The sequence below is a fragment of the Sunxiuqinia dokdonensis genome, assembly GCF_001270965.1.
Lineage (GTDB): Bacteria > Bacteroidota > Bacteroidia > Bacteroidales > Prolixibacteraceae > Sunxiuqinia > Sunxiuqinia dokdonensis.
In genome coordinates, this window is sequence record NZ_LGIA01000079.1 from 14,718 (window position 1) to 32,793 (window position 18,076).

The 18,076-nt window shown below is 46.2% G+C and carries 17 protein-coding genes; 6 read left to right on the forward strand and 11 right to left on the reverse strand.

The window, feature by feature from the left end:
• Positions 1-176: 176 nt before the first annotated feature.
• A complete protein-coding gene (locus tag NC99_RS06735; protein WP_204374925.1) occupies positions 177-1,430 on the reverse strand; it encodes a C1 family peptidase in 1,254 nt (417 codons plus the stop codon).
• Positions 1,431-1,686: 256 nt separating this feature from the next.
• Here NC99_RS06735 and hemN point away from each other — a divergent pair, with 256 nt between their 5' ends.
• The 4 genes from hemN (at position 1,687) to NC99_RS06755 (ending at position 5,880) form a co-directional block, all read left to right on the forward strand.
• A complete protein-coding gene (gene hemN, locus NC99_RS06740; protein WP_053181292.1) occupies positions 1,687-3,063 on the forward strand; it encodes an oxygen-independent coproporphyrinogen III oxidase in 1,377 nt (458 codons plus the stop codon).
• A gap of 2 nt (positions 3,064-3,065) precedes the next feature.
• Positions 3,066-4,418: a protoporphyrinogen oxidase gene (gene hemG / locus NC99_RS06745; protein ID WP_053181295.1), complete on the forward strand. Its 1,353-nt coding sequence runs from the start codon at positions 3,066-3,068 to the stop codon at positions 4,416-4,418.
• Positions 4,419-4,508: 90 nt separating this feature from the next.
• Complete coding sequence (hemF, locus tag NC99_RS06750; protein WP_053181298.1) at positions 4,509-5,411, forward strand: oxygen-dependent coproporphyrinogen oxidase; 903 nt, start codon at positions 4,509-4,511, stop codon at positions 5,409-5,411.
• A gap of 46 nt (positions 5,412-5,457) precedes the next feature.
• Entirely contained in the window at positions 5,458-5,880 is a 423-nt protein-coding gene (locus tag NC99_RS06755) for a DoxX family protein (protein WP_053181301.1), read from the forward strand.
• A gap of 204 nt (positions 5,881-6,084) precedes the next feature.
• Here the strand turns inward: NC99_RS06755 and NC99_RS06760 are convergent, their stop codons facing one another.
• The 6 genes from NC99_RS06760 to NC99_RS06785 all read right to left on the reverse strand — a co-directional run bounded on the left by NC99_RS06760 (position 6,085) and on the right by NC99_RS06785 (position 13,381).
• Positions 6,085-6,954: a glycine betaine ABC transporter substrate-binding protein gene (locus NC99_RS06760; RefSeq protein ID WP_053181304.1), complete on the reverse strand. Its 870-nt coding sequence runs from the start codon at positions 6,952-6,954 to the stop codon at positions 6,085-6,087.
• Position 6,955: 1 nt separating this feature from the next.
• Positions 6,956-7,777: an ABC transporter permease gene (locus NC99_RS06765; RefSeq protein WP_204374926.1), complete on the reverse strand. Its 822-nt coding sequence runs from the start codon at positions 7,775-7,777 to the stop codon at positions 6,956-6,958.
• On the reverse strand, positions 7,774-9,000 hold the full coding sequence (locus tag NC99_RS06770; RefSeq protein WP_053181312.1) for a quaternary amine ABC transporter ATP-binding protein: 1,227 nt from the start codon (positions 8,998-9,000) through the stop codon (positions 7,774-7,776). Before NC99_RS06770 ends, NC99_RS06765 begins: the two co-directional genes overlap by 4 nt.
• 9 nt (positions 9,001-9,009) lie before the next feature.
• Positions 9,010-10,200 (reverse strand): hypothetical protein, encoded by a 1,191-nt coding sequence (locus tag NC99_RS06775; protein ID WP_053181315.1) that lies wholly within the window; start codon positions 10,198-10,200, stop codon positions 9,010-9,012.
• 325 nt (positions 10,201-10,525) lie between these two features.
• A complete protein-coding gene (locus NC99_RS06780) occupies positions 10,526-11,188 on the reverse strand; it encodes a 3-keto-disaccharide hydrolase (RefSeq protein WP_053181342.1) in 663 nt (220 codons plus the stop codon).
• A 126-nt stretch (positions 11,189-11,314) separates the two neighbouring features.
• The gene (locus NC99_RS06785; protein ID WP_053181318.1) at positions 11,315-13,381 is read right to left on the reverse strand and encodes an HD family phosphohydrolase; all 2,067 of its coding nucleotides are present in this window, start codon (positions 13,379-13,381) and stop codon (positions 11,315-11,317) included.
• 187 nt (positions 13,382-13,568) lie between these two features.
• On the opposite strand from NC99_RS06785, the gene NC99_RS06790 reads away from it, so the two are divergent.
• Both NC99_RS06790 and NC99_RS06795 read left to right on the forward strand, forming a co-directional pair.
• Entirely contained in the window at positions 13,569-14,354 is a 786-nt protein-coding gene (locus NC99_RS06790) for a C40 family peptidase (protein ID WP_053181321.1), read from the forward strand.
• A gap of 62 nt (positions 14,355-14,416) precedes the next feature.
• Complete coding sequence (locus NC99_RS06795) at positions 14,417-14,860, forward strand: NUDIX domain-containing protein (protein WP_053181323.1); 444 nt, start codon at positions 14,417-14,419, stop codon at positions 14,858-14,860.
• On the opposite strand, the gene NC99_RS06800 is transcribed toward NC99_RS06795, so the two are convergent.
• The 4 genes from NC99_RS06800 to dapB form a co-directional block, all read right to left on the reverse strand.
• Positions 14,848-15,492 (reverse strand): WbqC family protein, encoded by a 645-nt coding sequence (locus NC99_RS06800; protein ID WP_053181325.1) that lies wholly within the window; start codon positions 15,490-15,492, stop codon positions 14,848-14,850. The genes NC99_RS06795 and NC99_RS06800 overlap by 13 nt on opposite strands.
• Positions 15,493-15,497: 5 nt before the next feature.
• On the reverse strand, positions 15,498-15,833 hold the full coding sequence (locus NC99_RS06805; protein WP_053181329.1) for a LapA family protein: 336 nt from the start codon (positions 15,831-15,833) through the stop codon (positions 15,498-15,500).
• A gap of 86 nt (positions 15,834-15,919) precedes the next feature.
• Positions 15,920-17,260, reverse strand: coding sequence for a signal peptidase I (gene lepB / locus NC99_RS06810; RefSeq protein WP_053181332.1), 1,341 nt, complete (start codon positions 17,258-17,260; stop codon positions 15,920-15,922).
• A gap of 14 nt (positions 17,261-17,274) precedes the next feature.
• A complete protein-coding gene (gene dapB / locus NC99_RS06815; protein ID WP_053181335.1) occupies positions 17,275-17,991 on the reverse strand; it encodes a 4-hydroxy-tetrahydrodipicolinate reductase in 717 nt (238 codons plus the stop codon).
• Positions 17,992-18,076 lie beyond the last annotated feature (85 nt).

Genomic DNA, 18,076 nt, shown 5'->3' on the forward strand with positions numbered 1-18,076 from the left:
ACGAAGGGAGATGGTTCCCCCACGAAGGTAGCAAGGTCCACCACGCAGGTAGATCGCTTCGGCACGCAGGCGGAAGACAAATCAGCCCCGGGTGCCGCAGATTCCGATCTACGATGCCCGGGGCTGATGTTGAAGCAAGGCCTGTCGAAGTGGTGGGCAAGCTGCTGCCCCTGCAATTAGTTAAACTTTTTCAGAATGTCGTTCACTGCATCTTTGTGGATGGTGAATCCCATCATCTTCAGTTTGATGTAATCTTCGTGAAAAAAGTAGTACCCAAACTTGGGATCGTCGGCCCCCACATTACGCGAGCCTGAGCTGGAGTCTTTAATCAGGTACCAGTCGTCGCCAGTTCCCTTGTAGTTTTCCAAAATGCCAACCAGGTGCATGCCATGGTCGTCGGTGGTGGTTTCGTTGGAAAAGCGGAACTGCCGGGCATCTTCGTTTATGTACTCCGAAGGAATATCGTAATCGGGAATCATGGCACAATTGGTTTCGCGGCTAAACCCAGTTTCCGACACATCGCCGCCAATGCTCATCGTGTAGCCTTTTTTGATGGCATTTTTTACCGCATCCATAAACACATCCAGCGGCACATTATAATACTCATCGCTGTGCCACCAGTTGTCCGGAACCTTGTATTCCACTTGTTGCCAGTAAGGTTCTTGTTTGTAGGATAAAATCTCGACAAAATCGTTTGGGTTCAGCTTCAGGTAATCGGTCATGTAGGTTTTGGGGGTGTAGGTTTTTCCTTCAATCACAAATTCCACTGGCGGCTCACCAATGTGGTGATTCATAATGGCTTTAATGGTCTCCAGACCGTAGTCTGCGTTCCAGGCATTGTTGGCTTTCATCGAGTGTAGAAAACCGCGCATTTCTTCCATCATTTTGGCGTGGGTGTGAAACTGGCGTCCGTGCAACAAACCGGTGTACATTTCCTCCGGCACAATGCCGTAGCGGTTCATCATACGGGCAACGGCATTGCCTTCCGAGCCTTCGTCGAAATTGGAGTCGCCACGTTTTTCAATATACCGGCGGGCCTTCTCCACATATTCCCAATAAACGGTGTAAATTTCCGAAAGCTCCACTTGCTTGCCGGTTTGGCGATAAACCTCCGACTCGTAGAATGAGGTGGTTGAAAACGACCAGCAAGTACCGGCATTTCCCTGCGATTCGGTTTCCTGGCACCAAACCGTTTGGTAAAGCGATGGATCGTTGGGAAGATCCAGCCCCGACTGGTCCATGTTGAAGCGGATAAATGGCGTTTTTTCTTTCAACTGTTCATTCACCGCGTGAATATCTTTCAGAATGGACTCGTAATAATAGCCTTTTCCTTGCTCGTAAACTTCAACTTTTCCTTTACTTTCGTTTTTCTGCGCAAAACCATTTAGCGCCAGCAACATCGATAAAAGTGTCAACAACCGTTTATTCATTTTGATTTTTTTTGTTTCAGCTAAAATACCCTTAATCAGCCAATCAGTCGATGAGTGATGTCAGGAATTACACGAATTAACTTGAAAACTGACATTTGGAAGCTTGTTTTCCCCCGAGTTCTATTATTTTCGCATAGAATAATTTGCACGCTTTTGTGCCCGCCTGAGAAATTGATACATATGATCATGGATACGATGAGGGAATGGATGGCTGAACAGGCGGGTACACGTGCTGGAAACAAACAATTCAAGAAATATGAGAATACCTTTAGCGTTGATTGATAAGTATAATGTCCCGGTTCCCCGGTATACGAGTTATCCACCCGCCAACTTTTTTGGCGATGACTTCACAACCAATGATTATTTGGAGGCCGTAAAAGCATCGAATAGCAAGCAGCCTGAAAATATCTCCATCTACCTGCATATTCCGTTTTGTACGCAGCTGTGCCTGTATTGTGGTTGCAACACGCACATCACCAAGGATCAGGATATCATGAAAAATTACGTGGCCGCCCTGAAAAAGGAGATCCACACGATTGGTAAGCTGATCGACAAAAACCGGAAGATCTCGCAAATTCACTGGGGTGGGGGCACACCCAATGTTTTGCCAGCCGAATACATTGGCGAGATCATGGAAATTTTCACTTCCAACTACCAATTTATTGAGCATCCAGAAATTGCGGTGGAGTGTAACCCGGCGCATTTGGATCAGGCGTACATTGATGCTTTGGTTTCCTTCGGATTTAATCGCATCAGTCTGGGTGTGCAGGATTTTCAAGCCAAAGTGCTGGACGCTGTCCACCGCGAAGTGCCCGAAATCCCGATCGAAGAGCTGGTGGGCATGATTCGCAGGCACCCGGGAGTTTCGGTCAATCTCGACTTCATCTATGGCTTGCCGCACCAAACGGTAGAGTCGTTTGCAACGACGATGGATAAAGCCGTGGCCATCAATCCCGACCGGCTGGTGACTTTTTCGTATGCCCATGTGCCATGGGTAAAAAAGGCGCAGCAGAAACTGGAAAAATTGGGCTTGCCCGAAGCGGAAGACAAAGTGAAAATGTTTGAAGTAGCCTGGGCCAAAATGACCGGCGCAGGCTATGTGCCCATCGGACTGGATCATTATGCCAAGCCGGAAGATGATATGGCTGTTGCGCTAAAAAACCGCTCGCTTCACCGGAACTTTCAAGGCTACTGTACCCGCGAAACTACCGGGCAGGTGTATGCTTTTGGGGTAACCGGCATCAGCCAGTTGGAAGATGTTTACGCTCAAAATGCCCGCACGGTAAAAGAATATATTGATACGATTGAACGGGGTGAAATCAAGGTGGTGAAAGGATTTGCGCTTTCCGATACCGACAAAATCATCCGGCAAATTATCAACGAAATTATGTGCAACCAGTATTTGTCGTGGAAACAGGTTGCCGGACAGTTCAATCTGGAAGTGGATGCACTGAAAAAGTTGCTGAACTTTAAAGAAAGCAAGCTCGATGAGTTTGTGAAAGACGATTTGCTATCGTACACCACCGACGAAATTGTGATTTCGGATTTGGGGCGCTTTGTGCTGCGGAATATTGCTGCTGTGTTTGATATTCGTCTGGAAGGAGCCATTCAGAAATTTTCAAAATCAGTTTAAAAATGAGTCAGAAAGTAGCTGTTATTGGTGCCGGTTTAAGTGGGCTGACCACCGCTTATTACCTTCGCAAGAGAGGAAACGATGTTCAGGTTTTTGAAAAGGCCGGCCGTATTGGTGGCGTCATCGAAACCCGGGAGGAAGATGGATTCCTTTACGAAAATGGCCCCAGCACCGGGGTGCTCGGACAACCCGAGGCAGCTGCTTTAATTGAAGAACTGGGCGAGGCTTGTCAGCTTGAAATTGCAGATGAAGATGCCAAGTATCGCTGGATTTGGAAAGGCGATCGCTGGCATGCGATACCAAGTGGATTGTGGGGCGGCATCACCACGCCTTTGTTTTCGTGGTACGATAAATTCCGAATTTTGGGCGAACCATTTCGTAAGCCGGGAACCAACCCAAACGAGTCGCTGGCCGATTTGGTGCTCCGCCGAATGGGGAAAAGCTTCTTGAAGTACGCCATTGATCCGTTTATCCTGGGTGTTTATTCAGGCGATCCAAGTAAACTGATTGTGAAATATGCTTTGCCGAAACTCTACAATCTGGAGCAAAATTACGGTAGTTTTATTGGTGGAGCCATCAAAAAAAGCAAAGAGCCCAAAACCGATTGGGACAAAAAAGCCACCAAGGAGGTTTTCTCGCTTCGGGGAGGTTTAAAATCTTTGGTCAATGCTTTGGGTGAGCAGATTGGAGCCGACCGCTTTCACCTCAATCAAAAGAATTTAACGGTTGAATATTCTGAAGGGAAATACCAGATTACGGATGCTGCCGGGCAGACTTTCGAATTCGACAAGCTTATTTCAACGGTTGGCGGATATGCCTTGCGGCAGCTGTTCCCGTTTTTGCCTGCTGATAAACTGGCTCAAATTGAAGCGATGAAATACGCCCGTGTGGTGCAGGTTTCAGTTGGTTTTAAAAAGTGGGAAGGTATGCCAATCAAAGCTTTTGGCGGCTTAATTCCTTTTCACGAAAACCGCGATATTTTGGGCGTTTTGTTTCTTTCTTCATTTCTGAAGGGGCGGGCCCCGGAAGGTGGAGCGCTGTTGTCTACTTTTTTAGGCGGAGTTCGGAAACCCAAAATGGTTGATCTGCCGGACGATGAAATTAAGGCGTTGGTTGAAAAAGAGCTAAAAAGTATGCTGGGGCTAACAAAATGGCAACCTGATTTGTTGGTTATTAATCGTTATCAGCACGCTATTCCGCAGTACGGCATCGAATCAGCCGGGCGCTTGCAGGCGATTGCCGAGTTGGAAGCTGAGTTTCCGGGTTTGCTGTTGGGAGGCAATATTCGCGATGGAATCGGGATGGCCGACCGGATCAAACAAGGTAGAAACCTGGCGGACAGCGTGACCGACTAGCGATAATCAAGTATTCTCGAGAAATCGGGACTCCCTCCGGTCGCAAGTATCGAGCATCATCAAGTATCAAATATCAAGCATCAAGCATTCATGAGAAATAATCAAGTAGCATCGGCTTACCGAAACCTTCAGCAACAAATTTGTCAAGCATTGGAAACAGCCGATGGAAAAGCTGTTTTTAAAACCGATCATTGGGAAAAGGCTATTGGACATGGGTTTACCATGGTTTTAACCGAAGGCGATGCCATTGAAAAGGCGGCGGTTAATTTTTCGGCTGTAGGTGGACCGGTGAGCGACCGTATGCGAAAGGCCCTTCATATTGATGAAGGCGAAGATTATTTTGCGACGGGCATTTCGTCCATCATTCACCCCAACAATCCCCATGTGCCCATTACCCACATGAATGTACGCTACTTCGAGCTGAGTTCTGGGAAAGCCTGGTTTGGTGGTGGCATCGATTTAACGCCACACTATGTTGATGTGGAAGAAGCCCGTTGGTTTCATCAGCAATTGAAAGCGGTTTGCGACCGGTTTGATGTTTCTTTTTATCCGGAGTATAAAGTTTGGGCCGATGACTATTTCTATTTGCCGCACCGGGAGGAAACGCGCGGCGTAGGCGGGATCTTTTTCGACCACCAGGATGGAACCGACGAAGTGAATTTCGATAAGTTTTTTGCGTTCACCCAAGCATTGGCCGAAGCGTATCCGCGAATTTACGTGGCACTAATGAGCCGCAACCGCAAGCGTGCTTTTTCGGAGCAGGAAAAACAATGGCAAACCCTGCGAAGGGGCCGCTACGTAGAGTTTAATCTGCTTTACGACCGGGGGACCAAATTTGGTTTGGAGTCGAACGGGCGGACGGAATCCATCTTTTTAAGTATGCCGCCCATGGCTTCGTGGACTTACGATTTTCAGCCAGAAAAAGGATCGCGGGAGGAAGAAACGCTGAGCTTGTTAAAAAAGGATATCGACTGGATTCATGCCCAAAATTGAACAAGCCCGGCTCCTCGCTGTTCCGATCTTTTAAAGTACAGCAATCATGCACCAAAGAATTATTCAAACATCGAATTTAAAATCTATTTTTCTGATCCGCCTGATGGTTGGCGTCGTTTTCTTATCCGAAGGTATTCAGAAATTTCTGTTTCCAGCCATCCGGGGAGCCGGGCGCTTTGAAAAGGTTGGACTTCCATCTCCGGAATTTTTAGGCGCTTTTGTGGGTGGTTTCGAAGTCGTTTGTGGCTTGCTGGTTTTAATTGGCTTGTACACGCGCTTGGCTGGTATTCCTTTGCTCATCATTATGCTGGTGGCTATTTCCACAACCAAAGTCGATATTTTGATGGACGACGGTTTTTGGGTGATGATGCATGCCGCCCGAACCGATTACGCCATGCTTTTGGCAAGCCTTTTTCTGATCATCAAAGGGGCAGGGCCCTGTTCGGTAGATTGGCAGATTGGAAAATAAGAGGTTTAGCTAATTTTCAAAAAAAAAGAGGCTGTCCAATAACTCTGTTCTACTCCTGTTCTTACTCTGTGAAACTCTGTGGTAAAAGATAAATAACAGAACCACAGAGTTGCACAAAGTTTTACACGGAGAACACAGCGTCAAGCAAGATTCACGACCTAACTTTTTGGACTGCCTTTCTTGATTCAACGATTGGAGAATTTCTTATTCGTTAAACCAGCTATCAACCAGTGTTTTGTGTTCGTTGTACCAGTTCAGGGCGGCTTCTTCTTCGTTGCCTGCATTTTCTTCAATGGCCAGCATTAATGAACCGAGGTTGTCGTCATTCATTTTAAAATTGCTGAAGAAAGTCGCCAGCTCGGGATTGGCTTCGGCCCATCCGTTGGTGGCAATCACTGAAATTGTTTCGGCAGCACCCATCGTTCCTTTGGGATCTTCAAGGATTTTCAGGTCGTAGCGTGCAAATTTGGTGTGAGGCTTCCACCCGGTCACAACGACTGCTTCTTCTTTGTCGTAGGCTCTTTTGAGTGAGGCCAGCATACCAGCTTCGCTTGAAGTGACCAGTTCGTAGTCGAGATTGTATTCATCGATTACTTTTTCCGTGACACTCATAATGCCTGCTCCGGGGTTGATTCCGACAATTTTACCTTCAAACTGGCCTTTGGCACTATTCAGTTCATCGATGGAATTGATCTCGACGTATTGCGGAACGACCAACCCCAGTAGGCCTTCTTCGTAAACGACGCCCAGCCGCTCTACCTGGTCACCAAATTTTTCCATATATGGCTCGTGGGTGATCGGTTCCCAGACTTCCATAAATACGTCGGCATCGCCTTTGGCAACCGCGGCAAATACCGGAGCTACGTCGGCGTTAACCAATTCAACTTCGTATCCTTTCTGCTCCAGCACGGCTTTGGCCAGGTGCGTATTGGCAATACACTCAATCCAGTTTACCATCGCAATGGTCACCTCTTTGTTTGTTTCTTCTGTGTCGCTTTTTTTGCTTCCGCCACCGCAGCTTGTTAAAAAGACTGCTAATATCAAACTAAATCCTACTAAAATGTTTCGTTTCATCTTATTCATTTTTTTGTTTATTTCCTAAATTCTGTGTGATCCGGTCGAGGATGATCGCCAGTAACACAACGGCGAGTCCGCTTTCAAATCCCAGACCGATTCGTAATTGACTAATCCCTTGCAGTACAATTTCGCCCAAGCCTTTGGCGCCAATCATACTGGCAATAACGACCATGGAAAGCGACATCATGATGGTTTGGTTGACTCCGGCCAGAATGGTTGGCATGGCCAGGGGCAATTGTACTTTGACGAGCAGTTGCCGCGGAGTTGCGCCAAACGCTTTGGTGGCTTCCACAATGTCTTCGGGCACTTGCTGTATTCCGAGCGAAGTGAGCCGGACAACCGGAGGCATTGCAAAGATGATGGTGGCAAATGCCCCCGGGACTGTTCCCAGTCCGAAGAACAGCACCGCCGGAATCAGGTAAACGAACGCTGGCATGGTTTGCATAAAGTCGAGAATGGGCCGGATAATGCTGTTGGCTGTTTTGTTTTTTGCACTCCAGATTCCCAGCGGAATACCAATGGCCAGCGCAATGATAGCCGAAGCCAACACCAATGAAAAGGTTTGCATGGTTTCTTCCCAAAAACCGGTAAAGTAGATAAACACCAAGCCGACCAAGGTGAGTATGGCATTTTTACGCCCTGCTTTCCACAGTGCCAATCCGGTAAAAAGGGCGATGGTCACATAAAAAGGCAGGCCAATCCAGACACTTTCAATGACCTGAATCAAAGAGCTCATACCGGTGTTGATGGCATCAAACATTCCGGAAAAATTGTCCGTAAGCCAGTTAACGCCATCTTCAATATATTGTCCTATAATCATAATTCAATTGCCTTTTGGATGATCTCATTAATTTCTTCCTTATCCTTACCTGTCGTTTCTGCGATCAGAGAAGTGGGTGTCACCAAACCCAACAGGTGATTATCTTCATTGACCACCGGAATGGGTAAGTTAGTTTTACTAAGCAGCGGAAGCATATCTTCCACGGTCGCATCCGGGTTTACCGTCATCACCGAATCCCGAATGATGGATTCAATGGTTTTGATCTCTTTCTTTTTTAGCTCCACCACATCTTCAATTTTGACAAATCCCAGAAAGGTCCGGTTCGTGCGTACCACCGGCAGCGAAGTCACTCCGATATCACGCATAGTGCGCAAAACCACTGCCGGACCATCTTTTTTCAATCGCGCCAGTTTGGGCTTTTTAAATAGGATGGTGCCTGCGGTAACAATCTTGCTGCGGTCCACATTTTCAACAAATGACTTCACGTAATCATCGGCCGGATTGGTAATGATTTCTTCGGAATTACCTACTTGTACGATAACGCCATCTTTCATGATTGCAATGCGGTCGCCCAACTTGATGGCTTCTTCCAAATCGTGGGTAATGAAGAGAATGGTTTTTTGCATTTTCTCCTGAAGCAACAACAGCTCATCCTGCATTTGCGAACGAATCAGTGGGTCGAGTGCTGAGAAAGCTTCATCCATTAGCAGCACTTCCGGCGTATTGGCCAGTCCGCGGGCCAATCCCACGCGTTGTTGCATACCGCCCGATAGCTCACTCACTTTCTGGTTTTCGTAGCCTTTCAGTCCAACCAGTTCGATGGTTTCTTCGGCTTTTTTGTCGCGTTCGGCGCGATCAATACCTTGAAGCTCGAGGCCAAAGGCCACATTGCTGAGCACTGTGCGATGGGGAAGTAGCCCAAAATGCTGGAAAACCATAGCCAATTCCGTGCGCCGAATGTTGAGCAGTTCCTTGTCTGACATGCGGGTAATCTCTTCATCGTTAATGAATATTTTCCCCGTAGTGGGTTCGATAAGGCGGTTGATACAACGGAGTAAGGTCGATTTTCCACTACCTGAAAGCCCCATAATCACAAAGATCTCGCCTTCGTTGATGGTCAGGTTGGCATCCCGAACTGCAACATTACATCCGGTAGCTTCTAGTATTTCAGCCTTAGTTTTGCCTTGATCAAGCATTTTTAAGGCTTTCGATTTTCCCTTCCCGAAAACCAGCGAAAGCTTCTCAATTTTTATTTTTTCCATATTTTTCTGTTAAAAGTAGTAGCCGATGTTGATGTTGAAACGCTTCATCCAATCCGCATCGTTGTCGCCAACTCCCAATCCTTCGCCAAACGTAGCGCTTAACCAGGGTTGATTTTTCCCCATCGCGTAGTCGATATAGGTATAGACAGGCCCGGCTGAAATGAGGATTCCCGGAATCAGATGATGCATGTCGGCATAATCATCGTTCACTTTATCGACGAATGTGTAGTCCACATAGGCTTGCACGCTGTTGATCGGGCCAAAGTCAACCGGGAAGCTTTTGGCTATTCCAACGGCATAGGCGTTGGCTTTGGCAGCCACATCGTAAGGCGAGCCATAGGCGCCCATTTGAATGATGTCGAGCGACTGCCCGTTGTCAGCTTTCGCTTGATAATTATAATTGATGTAAGTTCCTTTAAAATTCCAGCCTTTGCCCCAGTCGGCCAACAGGTGGGCTGCAAAAGCTGTACTGGTTTCGGCTTCGTCGAGCACACTGTTGTAGATGCCGCCCACTTGACCCGACAAGCCGACCTCTACTTGTTCGCTGATGTGATAGGCAGCCCGGACATTCAACTGGTTCAACTCGCGGATATGTGCATCGACTGTCGAACTACCGATTTTTCCTACTCCAGGGGTAATATCATACGAATATCGTCCCGGTCCGCTGGCACCGTAAGTGACTGCTCCGCCAGCTGTTGGTCCCTCTGGTTCGGCTTGACGGTAATAGGCAAAACTCAGGTCCAGCTTTTCAATCCCGGTGTAGTCAAACTTGATTCCCATGTCGTAATCGTCTTCCAGTCCAAAATAGTACTGTCCCTGAAACCACCACGAGTGCGACGCGTATTTCGTAATCCCAAAAGGAACCTGGCTAACGCCCAATTTCATATAAAGGTTTTCGTTGAATTCGTAGCCCAAGTAGCCATGATGGATAAAATGGGTCCCGAAAGTGGGGTAGAAGCGGTATTCGAAACTTAGGTCAATTCCACCGGCTGAGCCATCCACGTTTAACCGCCAGGTGTCCCAGGTAAATTCGGGCTGGGTTTTATTTTCTACCCAGCTTTTTGAAAACATGTTGAAGCGCACGGCGCCACCAACTTTAAAGTAGTTTTCTTGCTCCTGAGCTAAGGCCGATAAACTAAAGGTAAACAGGCACACAAATAAAGCACTTCGCTTGATTGTTGTCTTAAGTGAATTCTTCATAATGGTTGATCAATAAGATTTTTGATTTTTATACAATAATACTCCGTTGAAATCGTTGCAGGTTGTTTCTGTAGGACAAAAGTATAAAAAATAACAGTTTTTCAAACGATGCGAGACCGTGCGTGTTATTGGATCGGAGTTTGAATTCCCTTATTTTCCTGGCTATTTAAGTAGATTGATGCCAGGGGTACAGTGGAATAGGCGCATTGATCATCAAATTGATCCATGATTTTAGATTCTGTAGGTCGAATGATCTGAATTGATGGAACAGTAAGTTTAATCTAAATTTTACATTTATAAAGATTGATCTTATACGAACAATCTTTTAGAGTTTCCTTAATGTGATTTTTCGGAATTCAACTTCGGCACCTTCGGCTTGAACGGCAAGCTGACCACTTTGTGCGGTGCAGTTAAAGCCAGCGTTAACCAGGTCGCCGTTCACCCAAACATGAATGCTGTCGGCCTGGCATTTGATAGTCATTTGATTCCATTCGCCCAGTGGTTTTTCCGAGTCATCGGTCAGGTTTTTAATCCGGCGTTCTTTTCCTTCGGTAATGCCCCAGTTTTCTTTTGGGCCACGCCGGCTTTCCATATCCGGAACGGTAATGTCTTCAACAATACACCAGAAATCGCCGGCATCGCCATGCTGCATCTGTACTTCCAACGATTGAGGAAACATGCTGTACAAAGCCCGCGGCGTTGAAGCATGAACCAATACACCGCAGTTTCCGGGTTCGCCGGCAAACCGGTATTCCACTTCCAGCGTGTAATCGGAATATTCTGCATCGCTGATCAGGTGGCCACGTGGTTCGCCCAGGCTGACCAGCAACCCATCGCGAACGATAAACGGAGCGGGAGCGTCCGGGTTTTCATCCATCGCTGGCACATCCATATGCCAGCCGCTAAGGTCTTTCCCGTTAAACAGCTCATGCGACTGCTTGCAGGAAGATAAAACAGCAATCAAAAGAATTAGGCTTAATGTTCTCATCGGGTTTTTCATGTTGATAGCCAATTTAGTAATTCTTACTGAATAATGAACTCTGAAAAACAAGGTCGACTTCCGACGGCCAGAGCTGATCTTTCAAACCAGGGTTTTTGCTATTGGCTTTCGCTGCTACTGCTTTTTCTGAGTTTTGTCCTCCGGATATTCAATGCGGACATGATAAATATTCATCAGTTTTTCCAGAATGGTTTCTTTCACAATCCGTATTTCACGCAAGGTTAGATCTGCATTGTCAAGTTGTCCGGTATCAATTTTGTCTTGCACAATTTTTTCAATCAGAGCCCGGAGGTTTTCCAACGATTTTTCTTTCATGGCGCGGGCTGCTGCTTCAATGCCATCAATCAGCATAACGACGCTGGTTTCTTTGTTTTTTGGTGGCGGTCCGGGATAAGTAAATTCCTTGGGATCGACTTCTTCGTCGGGGTGCTCATTTTTATAAGTCGTATAAAAATATTTGGCTTGCGAAGTTCCGTGGTGGCTGCTAATAAACTCAATGAGTACTTCAGGAAGTTTGTTGCGGCGGGCAATTTTTACACCGCGCGTAACATGATCGATAATGATTTTTGCGCTTTCCTTGTTGTCCAGCTTGCTGTGTGGGCTCATGCCTGCTGCTTGGTTTTCGATGAAATAAGCTGGCTGGTTGGTTTTCCCAATATCGTGGTACAACGCGCCGGCGCGAACCAAAAACGGGTTGCCGCCAATACGCAGGATGACTTCTTCGGCCAGATTGGCAATTTGGATGGAGTGTTGAAACGTGCCGGGCGCTTCCTGAGCCAGCTTTCTGAGCAGGGGCTGGTTTGTGTCAGAAAGCTCAATGAGTGTGACATCGGATACAAAGCCAAACAGCTTCTCAAAAATATAGATCAATGGATAGGCCAGCAAGATCAGCAGGGCATTGCCACCAAACCACTCCAGCTCTCGCCAGGGGATGGAGGCGATGTTGCCTTCCTGAATCATGGATAAGGCCAGAAAAACCACCGAGTAGCTGATGAAGACCCACAAGGCGGTTAAAACCAGGTGCGAACGGCGGTGAAGTTTGTCGAGGCTAAATACGGCAATGATTCCGGCCACCTGATTCATGAAAATATATTCGAAATTGTTTGGCGCAAAATAGCCGATTAAAAGTGTGGTGACCAGCAAGGTGAATATGGCCGTACGCGAATCGAAGAAAATGCGCAGCAGGATGGGCAGAATAGCCACGGGCACCAGGTACAGGTTCATAAAATCACGGTCGTTTACAAAACGCGAGGTAAAAACCATCAACACAATCATAATGAGAATAAAACTCAGGCGGCGCTTTTGCTTGAATATTTCGGGGCGGAAATAATACAGGTAGAAAATCAGGATCAGTAAACAGGAAATAATCAGAATGAGTTTTCCCAGGATAAGTAAATAGCGTTCAATGTCTTGACCCCGTTTGGTTTCGTAACTTTTTTTCAGCGATTCTAAAATCAGGTATTTATCGGGCGTCACAATATCGCCTTTAAAAATAATCCGTTCTCCGGTTTGAACCATGCCTTGGGTAATGGACACTTCATCCAGTTGTTTTTGCAATTCGCTGTTGTTAAACACCTCGTCGTAAACAACATTGGGAACAATATAATCGCTCAGGTTCACGGACTGGTTGAAGGTTTCAAAGTCGCTGCCCAGGGTGTTTTTTACCGTGTCGCTAAGAAGTTGATAAGCTGATTTCAGCGTCAAAAGTTGGTTCATCGGTTTTCGTATGGCCAACTTGTCTATTATGAGAATGACTTCTTGCTTACCGCGCAAGCTCAAATGGTTTTCGGGAGCCTGCTCAATCAAACCTGTGTCATATAGTTCGGCCAAAAAATTCTTCAAATCCTGAACTGCCTCGGGTTCAATTTCGTGCTGATTGAGCAAGTTTTCCAGGTTATTGGATTGTGCAATGCGCTGTAGCGTATCGACTTTTAGGTAAGGAATATACTGGCTTCTTACGGAGTCTTGTTCGAGTTTTACTTCCTCATCGGCCTTTAAAATGGCAAAATTGAAAGGTGCAACCAAAGTTTCGTGGCGCCACGGTGCATTTTTCTGAAATTCATACTTAAACCGGCTCTCTCCGGGAATAATCAGATACAGCAGAAAAACGGTTGCAAAAAATGCAAATGCAATGTAAAAAAAATGGTAGTAGCGGGCCAGTCGCGTTAATAACTTTTTCATAAATACCTTTTTAAAGACTTTCCAATAGCATTCAAAACTAGTCTTGAAGTTCTATATTTGAAGAATTAAAAATAACAATTTCTTTCGTGAAACACGCCATGCCATTCGATTTCTGAGGCTATTGAAACAGAACAGACTTCGGATTAGCGGTTTACCGTTTCAGTTTGAAATGTAATTGAGAAAGCAGATGAACTACGGGATTTCCGGATTAAGCATCATACCGCTGCGCAAAGACCCCTCAGAAAGAAGCGAAATGACCAGCCAGCTATTGTTTGGCGAGCACTTCGAAGTACACGAGCAATTTATGGGTTGGTGCCGGATTACCTCGGCCTACGATGGCTACCAAGGCTGGGTTGATCAGAAAATGATCACCGAATTGACGGATCGCATTTATCAGAAGATTGTCGGTGCTCCCTTTGCCGTTTGTACCGATATTTTTAACCTGATTCCGTTGAACGGCGAACAAAATATGATGATTGTTGCCGGAAGCACCCTGCCATGCTGGCGTCCGTACAAAAAGGAATTTTCAATCAATCGCGACGTGTACCAAATGACTGGTAATTATATGTACCACCAGCCGGCAGACGTGCGCAAGTTCATTATTCAACAGGCCTTGATGTATTTCAATGTGCCCTATTTGTGGGGGGGACGGTCGCCGTTTGGGGTCGATTGTTCGGGCTTGGTCCAGGTGATTTACAAACAGGCCGGAATAAAAATCCCACGTGATACCAGCCAGCAAGTGCATGCAGGAACTGCATTTTCGTTTGTGGAAGAAGCGCAACCTGGTGATTTGGCTTTTTTTGATGACGAAGAAGGAAACATTATTCATGTTGGCATTATTTGGGAAAAGAATAAGATTATTCACGCCTCTGGAAAAGTACGCATCGATAATGTCGACCAGTTTGGTATTTTCAATATCGAAACCAAGCGCTATTCGCACAAAATGCGTGTGATGAAACGGATCATCGGGTAACCTGAAAAAAGGAGCTGTCCTCGTCGGCTCAATATTTATTGGATCAACAAAAATCAATTTCTATGCAAGAATCGAAGAAATATACTTATGCGTATCCGAGGCCGGCGGTAACAACCGATGCCATTATTTTGAAAAAAGGCACTGCGGAAATTTTGTTGATCCGGCGGGCCAAAGACCCGTTTAAAAACCGCTGGGCCTTACCCGGTGGATTCATCGAAATGGATGAGGTGCTTGAGGTGGCCTGCAAGCGGGAATTAAAGGAAGAAACCGGGCTGACAATAGAAAAGCTGGAGCAGTTTCAGGTTTACGATGCGGTGGATCGTGATCCGCGCGGGCGAACGCTGTCGGTTATTTTCTATGGTTTTGTTGAAAAGGATGCGCAAGTGAAAGGTGGCGACGATGCCGCTGAAGCCGCTTGGTTCAGAATGGAACATTTGCCGGAGCTGGCTTTCGACCATGCCGACATCATTCTCGACTTTCTACGACTGCTTGGTCAGTCGCGCTGAATACTCTCCAGTAAAATCGCGTAGCTTTCTGATCCACAATTGAACAGCAGGTCCATGCAGCTCAGGTTGGGCGTAAATCCAAACTTGTCGTCAAAAACCTGCGTGTAGGTTTTTGGTTTGAAGAAAGGGTCGGGCAGAGCTTTTTGTGGTTTGGGATGAATGGCTTCGCGGAAATTTAGACAATTGGCGGGGACTACTTCAAAATCCGGCGTTCGTTTAATGTTTGGTTCCATTTCCAGGATATCCAAAACTGTGTCCAGAATTTTCTGATTAAAATCAAATAAAAAATCGAATTGCTGCTCAAAAAATAGACGAAAATCATCCTGCAGTACCTCAAAAAACGGCGAACTTTGGTAGGCCGACACAATGGCTTGCCAATGGATATGCTGCCAATTGGTGTCGTATGAAATCCGAATATCTTTGATTTGCTGCTTTTGGCTACGTCCCTTTTCAACGGGAATGATCAGTGATTCCGGCCCATTCGCTGCCAATATCACCGTTCGGTTACGAAAGGTTTGTTTCGTAAAGTTTTCAGCTGTCTCAATCCAGACGGTCTGGTGACTAAGAAATTTTGAGAGGTACTGAATAGGCGGAAAATAAGCTGTACTCAGCAGAATATCCTGATCAGTCATGCCGGCTACTCTTTAAAAAAGCTGTTGTCATCGCCTCCCTCATCGGTCATTTCAATCCCTTCGATGTGCGTTTTTTCCGGCGCTGGCACCTGCAGTATTTCCAACTCTTTGATTTTCTTTTGCTTCTCTTTAAGCTGCCCCTTCAGTTTCCACATTTTCGGATAGGCGAAAGATAAGGCCAAAATAGCGCCCAATATAATACAGATAATGAGGGTGAGAACGAGTGGAATATCCGTGATTTTCCAGAAGAAAACGTTAAGCGTGATGAGCACGGTGTTTTGTAAGGTAAAAATGACCAGTAACAAGGCCAGAATCAATAAAACGATTATTCCTGCTGACATATGAATTTGTTTTGAGGGAAATTAATAAAAAAAAGGATGCCGAAGCAAATCTTCAGAATCCTTTTTTCAGATTGTTCGTGCTTTGGTTAATGAACCACGTTGAATAACCTGTTCCAACGAATATTGTTTGGCAAGCCTTTTTCCTTATCCAGCGACAGCCAGATGAAAACGGCTTTTCCAACAACATGATCTTCAGGTACAAATCCCCAGTAGCGTGAGTCGGCTGAGTTGTGGCGGTTGTCACCCATCATCCAGTAGTAATCCATATCGAAGGTGTAGTTGTCGGTTGCTACGCCGTCAACATAAATGGTGCTGTCTTTCACCTCCAATTCGTGGTCTTCGTAAAGATCGATGATGCGCTCGTAAAGCGGCAGCGTTTCCATGTTCAGGTTTACTGTTTCTCCCTTTTTTGGAACCGTCAGCGGGCCAAAGTTATCCACGTTCCACTGGTAATTCGAATCGTGAGGGAAGATATTCTGGTCCCAATTGCCGGCAGGCATGTTTACCCGTTTTATGGAGGTCACATTGTTCAGCTTTTCCAGTTCCGTCACATATTCATCGGTCAGCGGATACAGGTATTGCGAACCCGAGAACACCTGTTGATCGGCACGTGAAATGCCAATCTTTTCGAGCGTTCGCTTGTTGATTGGTGTTCCGTTAGTGGTGATGATGTAATCGTATTGCACACCCGGAAAATCTTCCTGTGGCGAGCCGTTCACATAAAGTTCACCGTCTTTCAGCTCCAGTACATCACCTGGCGTACCCACGCAACGTTTGATGTAATTTTCGCGCTTGTCGACTGGGCGGCTGATAATTTTGCCAAACGTTCGTTGGTCGCTCCAAATCCGGTCGCGCCCGTACGAGCGGATTAACTGGTAGTAATCCTGGGTTGGCATGTTCATGGCCACCGTGTCGCCATGCGGAAAGTTAAAGACCACCACATCGTTCAGTTCAACATCGCCAAAGCCCGCCATACGTTTGTACGGGTTTTGAATCCATTCAACATATGATTTCCGGGTAGTGGAAAGGGGCATGGTGTGGTGAACAAACGGAAATGACAGCGGGGTATTGGGTAGTTTTGGGCCATACGCGGTTTTGCTTACGAACAGAAAATCGCCAACCAGCATCGATTTTTCCATCGAGGAGGTGGGAATCGTATAAGCTTCAATAAAAAACATGCGGATGAAAGTGGCTGCGATTACCGCAAAAATAATGGCATCCACCCACTCAACGACTTTTGTTTGTTTGCCATCTGGCGGATTCTTCTTTTTCCAGAAGGCCCAATGTACTTTTTTGGTGACATACATGTCGAAAATAACTGGCAGCCCGATAAACCACCAGTAGCTTTCCATCCAGATGACCCAAAGACTGTATATCAGGGCAACTACGATGAACTTGAACCATTTGTTCGTCAATATTTCTCTCATTGATTTGGCGTGTATTATAAATTTAACAGATCATTCATCGTAACCAGGCCTTTTTTTCCCACACTGAATTCAGCAGCCAAAACAGCTCCCAAGGCAAAACCGTGACGGCTTTTTGCACTGTGCTCAATTTCAATGTAGTCAATGTCTGATTCGTATTTGATGCGGTGGATTCCAGGAACATCGCCTTCGCGGATGGCCTCAATATGCATTTCCTCATCGCTTTTGGGGGTGTCCAGCGTCCAGCTTTTTTTGGCCGGATGTGCTTCAAATAAATCCTCGGCCAGGGTGATGGCAGTTCCACTCGGAGCATCCAATTTTTTGGTGTGGTGCACTTCTTCCATGCTGATGTCGTACTCCGGACGATTTTTCATCAGTTCGGCCAGTTTTTTATTCAGCGCGAAAAACAGGTTCACTCCCAAACTAAAATTGGAAGCATAAAAGAAGGTGCCGTCATGTTTTTTCATATCGGCAACAATTTCCGCTTTTTGGTCCAACCAGCCAGTTGTGCCACTCACAACCGGTACTCCGGCTGAAAAACAGGTTTTATAATTAGCGGGTGCCGAAGCCGGAATGGTAAATTCAATGGCGACATCTGCGCTCTTGAGATTTTCTTCGGTCAAATCGTGTTGGTTGTCCACGTCAATGGTCAAAACAATCTCGTGCCCGCGCTCTTTCGCGATGGCTTCAATGGCTTGTCCCATTCTTCCGTAACCAATAAGTGCTATTTTCATCAGTAAGTAATTTGTTTTTTTAATGGTCTGATGGAACTCACATGTTGCTGAAAATTATTTTCATTCGTGTTTGTGTGTGGAGCAA

Bases quoted from the DNA above. Each gene is read 5' to 3' on its own strand.
- NC99_RS06785 (WP_053181318.1), bottom strand. From the start codon at position 13,381: ATGAAAAAGTTATTAACGCGACTGGCCCGCTACTACCATTTTTTTTAC.
- dapB (WP_053181335.1), bottom strand. From the start codon at position 17,991: ATGAAAATAGCACTTATTGGTTACGGAAGAATGGGACAAGCCATTGAA.
- NC99_RS06795 (WP_053181323.1), top strand. From the start codon at position 14,417: ATGCAAGAATCGAAGAAATATACTTATGCGTATCCGAGGCCGGCGGTA.
- hemN (WP_053181292.1), top strand. From the start codon at position 1,687: ATGAGAATACCTTTAGCGTTGATTGATAAGTATAATGTCCCGGTTCCC.
- lepB (WP_053181332.1), bottom strand. From the start codon at position 17,260: ATGAGAGAAATATTGACGAACAAATGGTTCAAGTTCATCGTAGTTGCC.
- hemG (WP_053181295.1), top strand. From the start codon at position 3,066: ATGAGTCAGAAAGTAGCTGTTATTGGTGCCGGTTTAAGTGGGCTGACC.
- NC99_RS06755 (WP_053181301.1), top strand. From the start codon at position 5,458: ATGCACCAAAGAATTATTCAAACATCGAATTTAAAATCTATTTTTCTG.
- NC99_RS06800 (WP_053181325.1), bottom strand. From the start codon at position 15,492: ATGACTGATCAGGATATTCTGCTGAGTACAGCTTATTTTCCGCCTATT.
- NC99_RS06790 (WP_053181321.1), top strand. From the start codon at position 13,569: ATGAACTACGGGATTTCCGGATTAAGCATCATACCGCTGCGCAAAGAC.
- NC99_RS06735 (WP_204374925.1), bottom strand. From the start codon at position 1,430: ATGAATAAACGGTTGTTGACACTTTTATCGATGTTGCTGGCGCTAAAT.
- NC99_RS06775 (WP_053181315.1), bottom strand. From the start codon at position 10,200: ATGAAGAATTCACTTAAGACAACAATCAAGCGAAGTGCTTTATTTGTG.
- NC99_RS06780 (WP_053181342.1), bottom strand. From the start codon at position 11,188: ATGAGAACATTAAGCCTAATTCTTTTGATTGCTGTTTTATCTTCCTGC.
- NC99_RS06805 (WP_053181329.1), bottom strand. From the start codon at position 15,833: ATGTCAGCAGGAATAATCGTTTTATTGATTCTGGCCTTGTTACTGGTC.
- NC99_RS06760 (WP_053181304.1), bottom strand. From the start codon at position 6,954: ATGAAACGAAACATTTTAGTAGGATTTAGTTTGATATTAGCAGTCTTT.
- hemF (WP_053181298.1), top strand. From the start codon at position 4,509: ATGAGAAATAATCAAGTAGCATCGGCTTACCGAAACCTTCAGCAACAA.
- NC99_RS06765 (WP_204374926.1), bottom strand. From the start codon at position 7,777: ATGATTATAGGACAATATATTGAAGATGGCGTTAACTGGCTTACGGAC.
- NC99_RS06770 (WP_053181312.1), bottom strand. From the start codon at position 9,000: ATGGAAAAAATAAAAATTGAGAAGCTTTCGCTGGTTTTCGGGAAGGGA.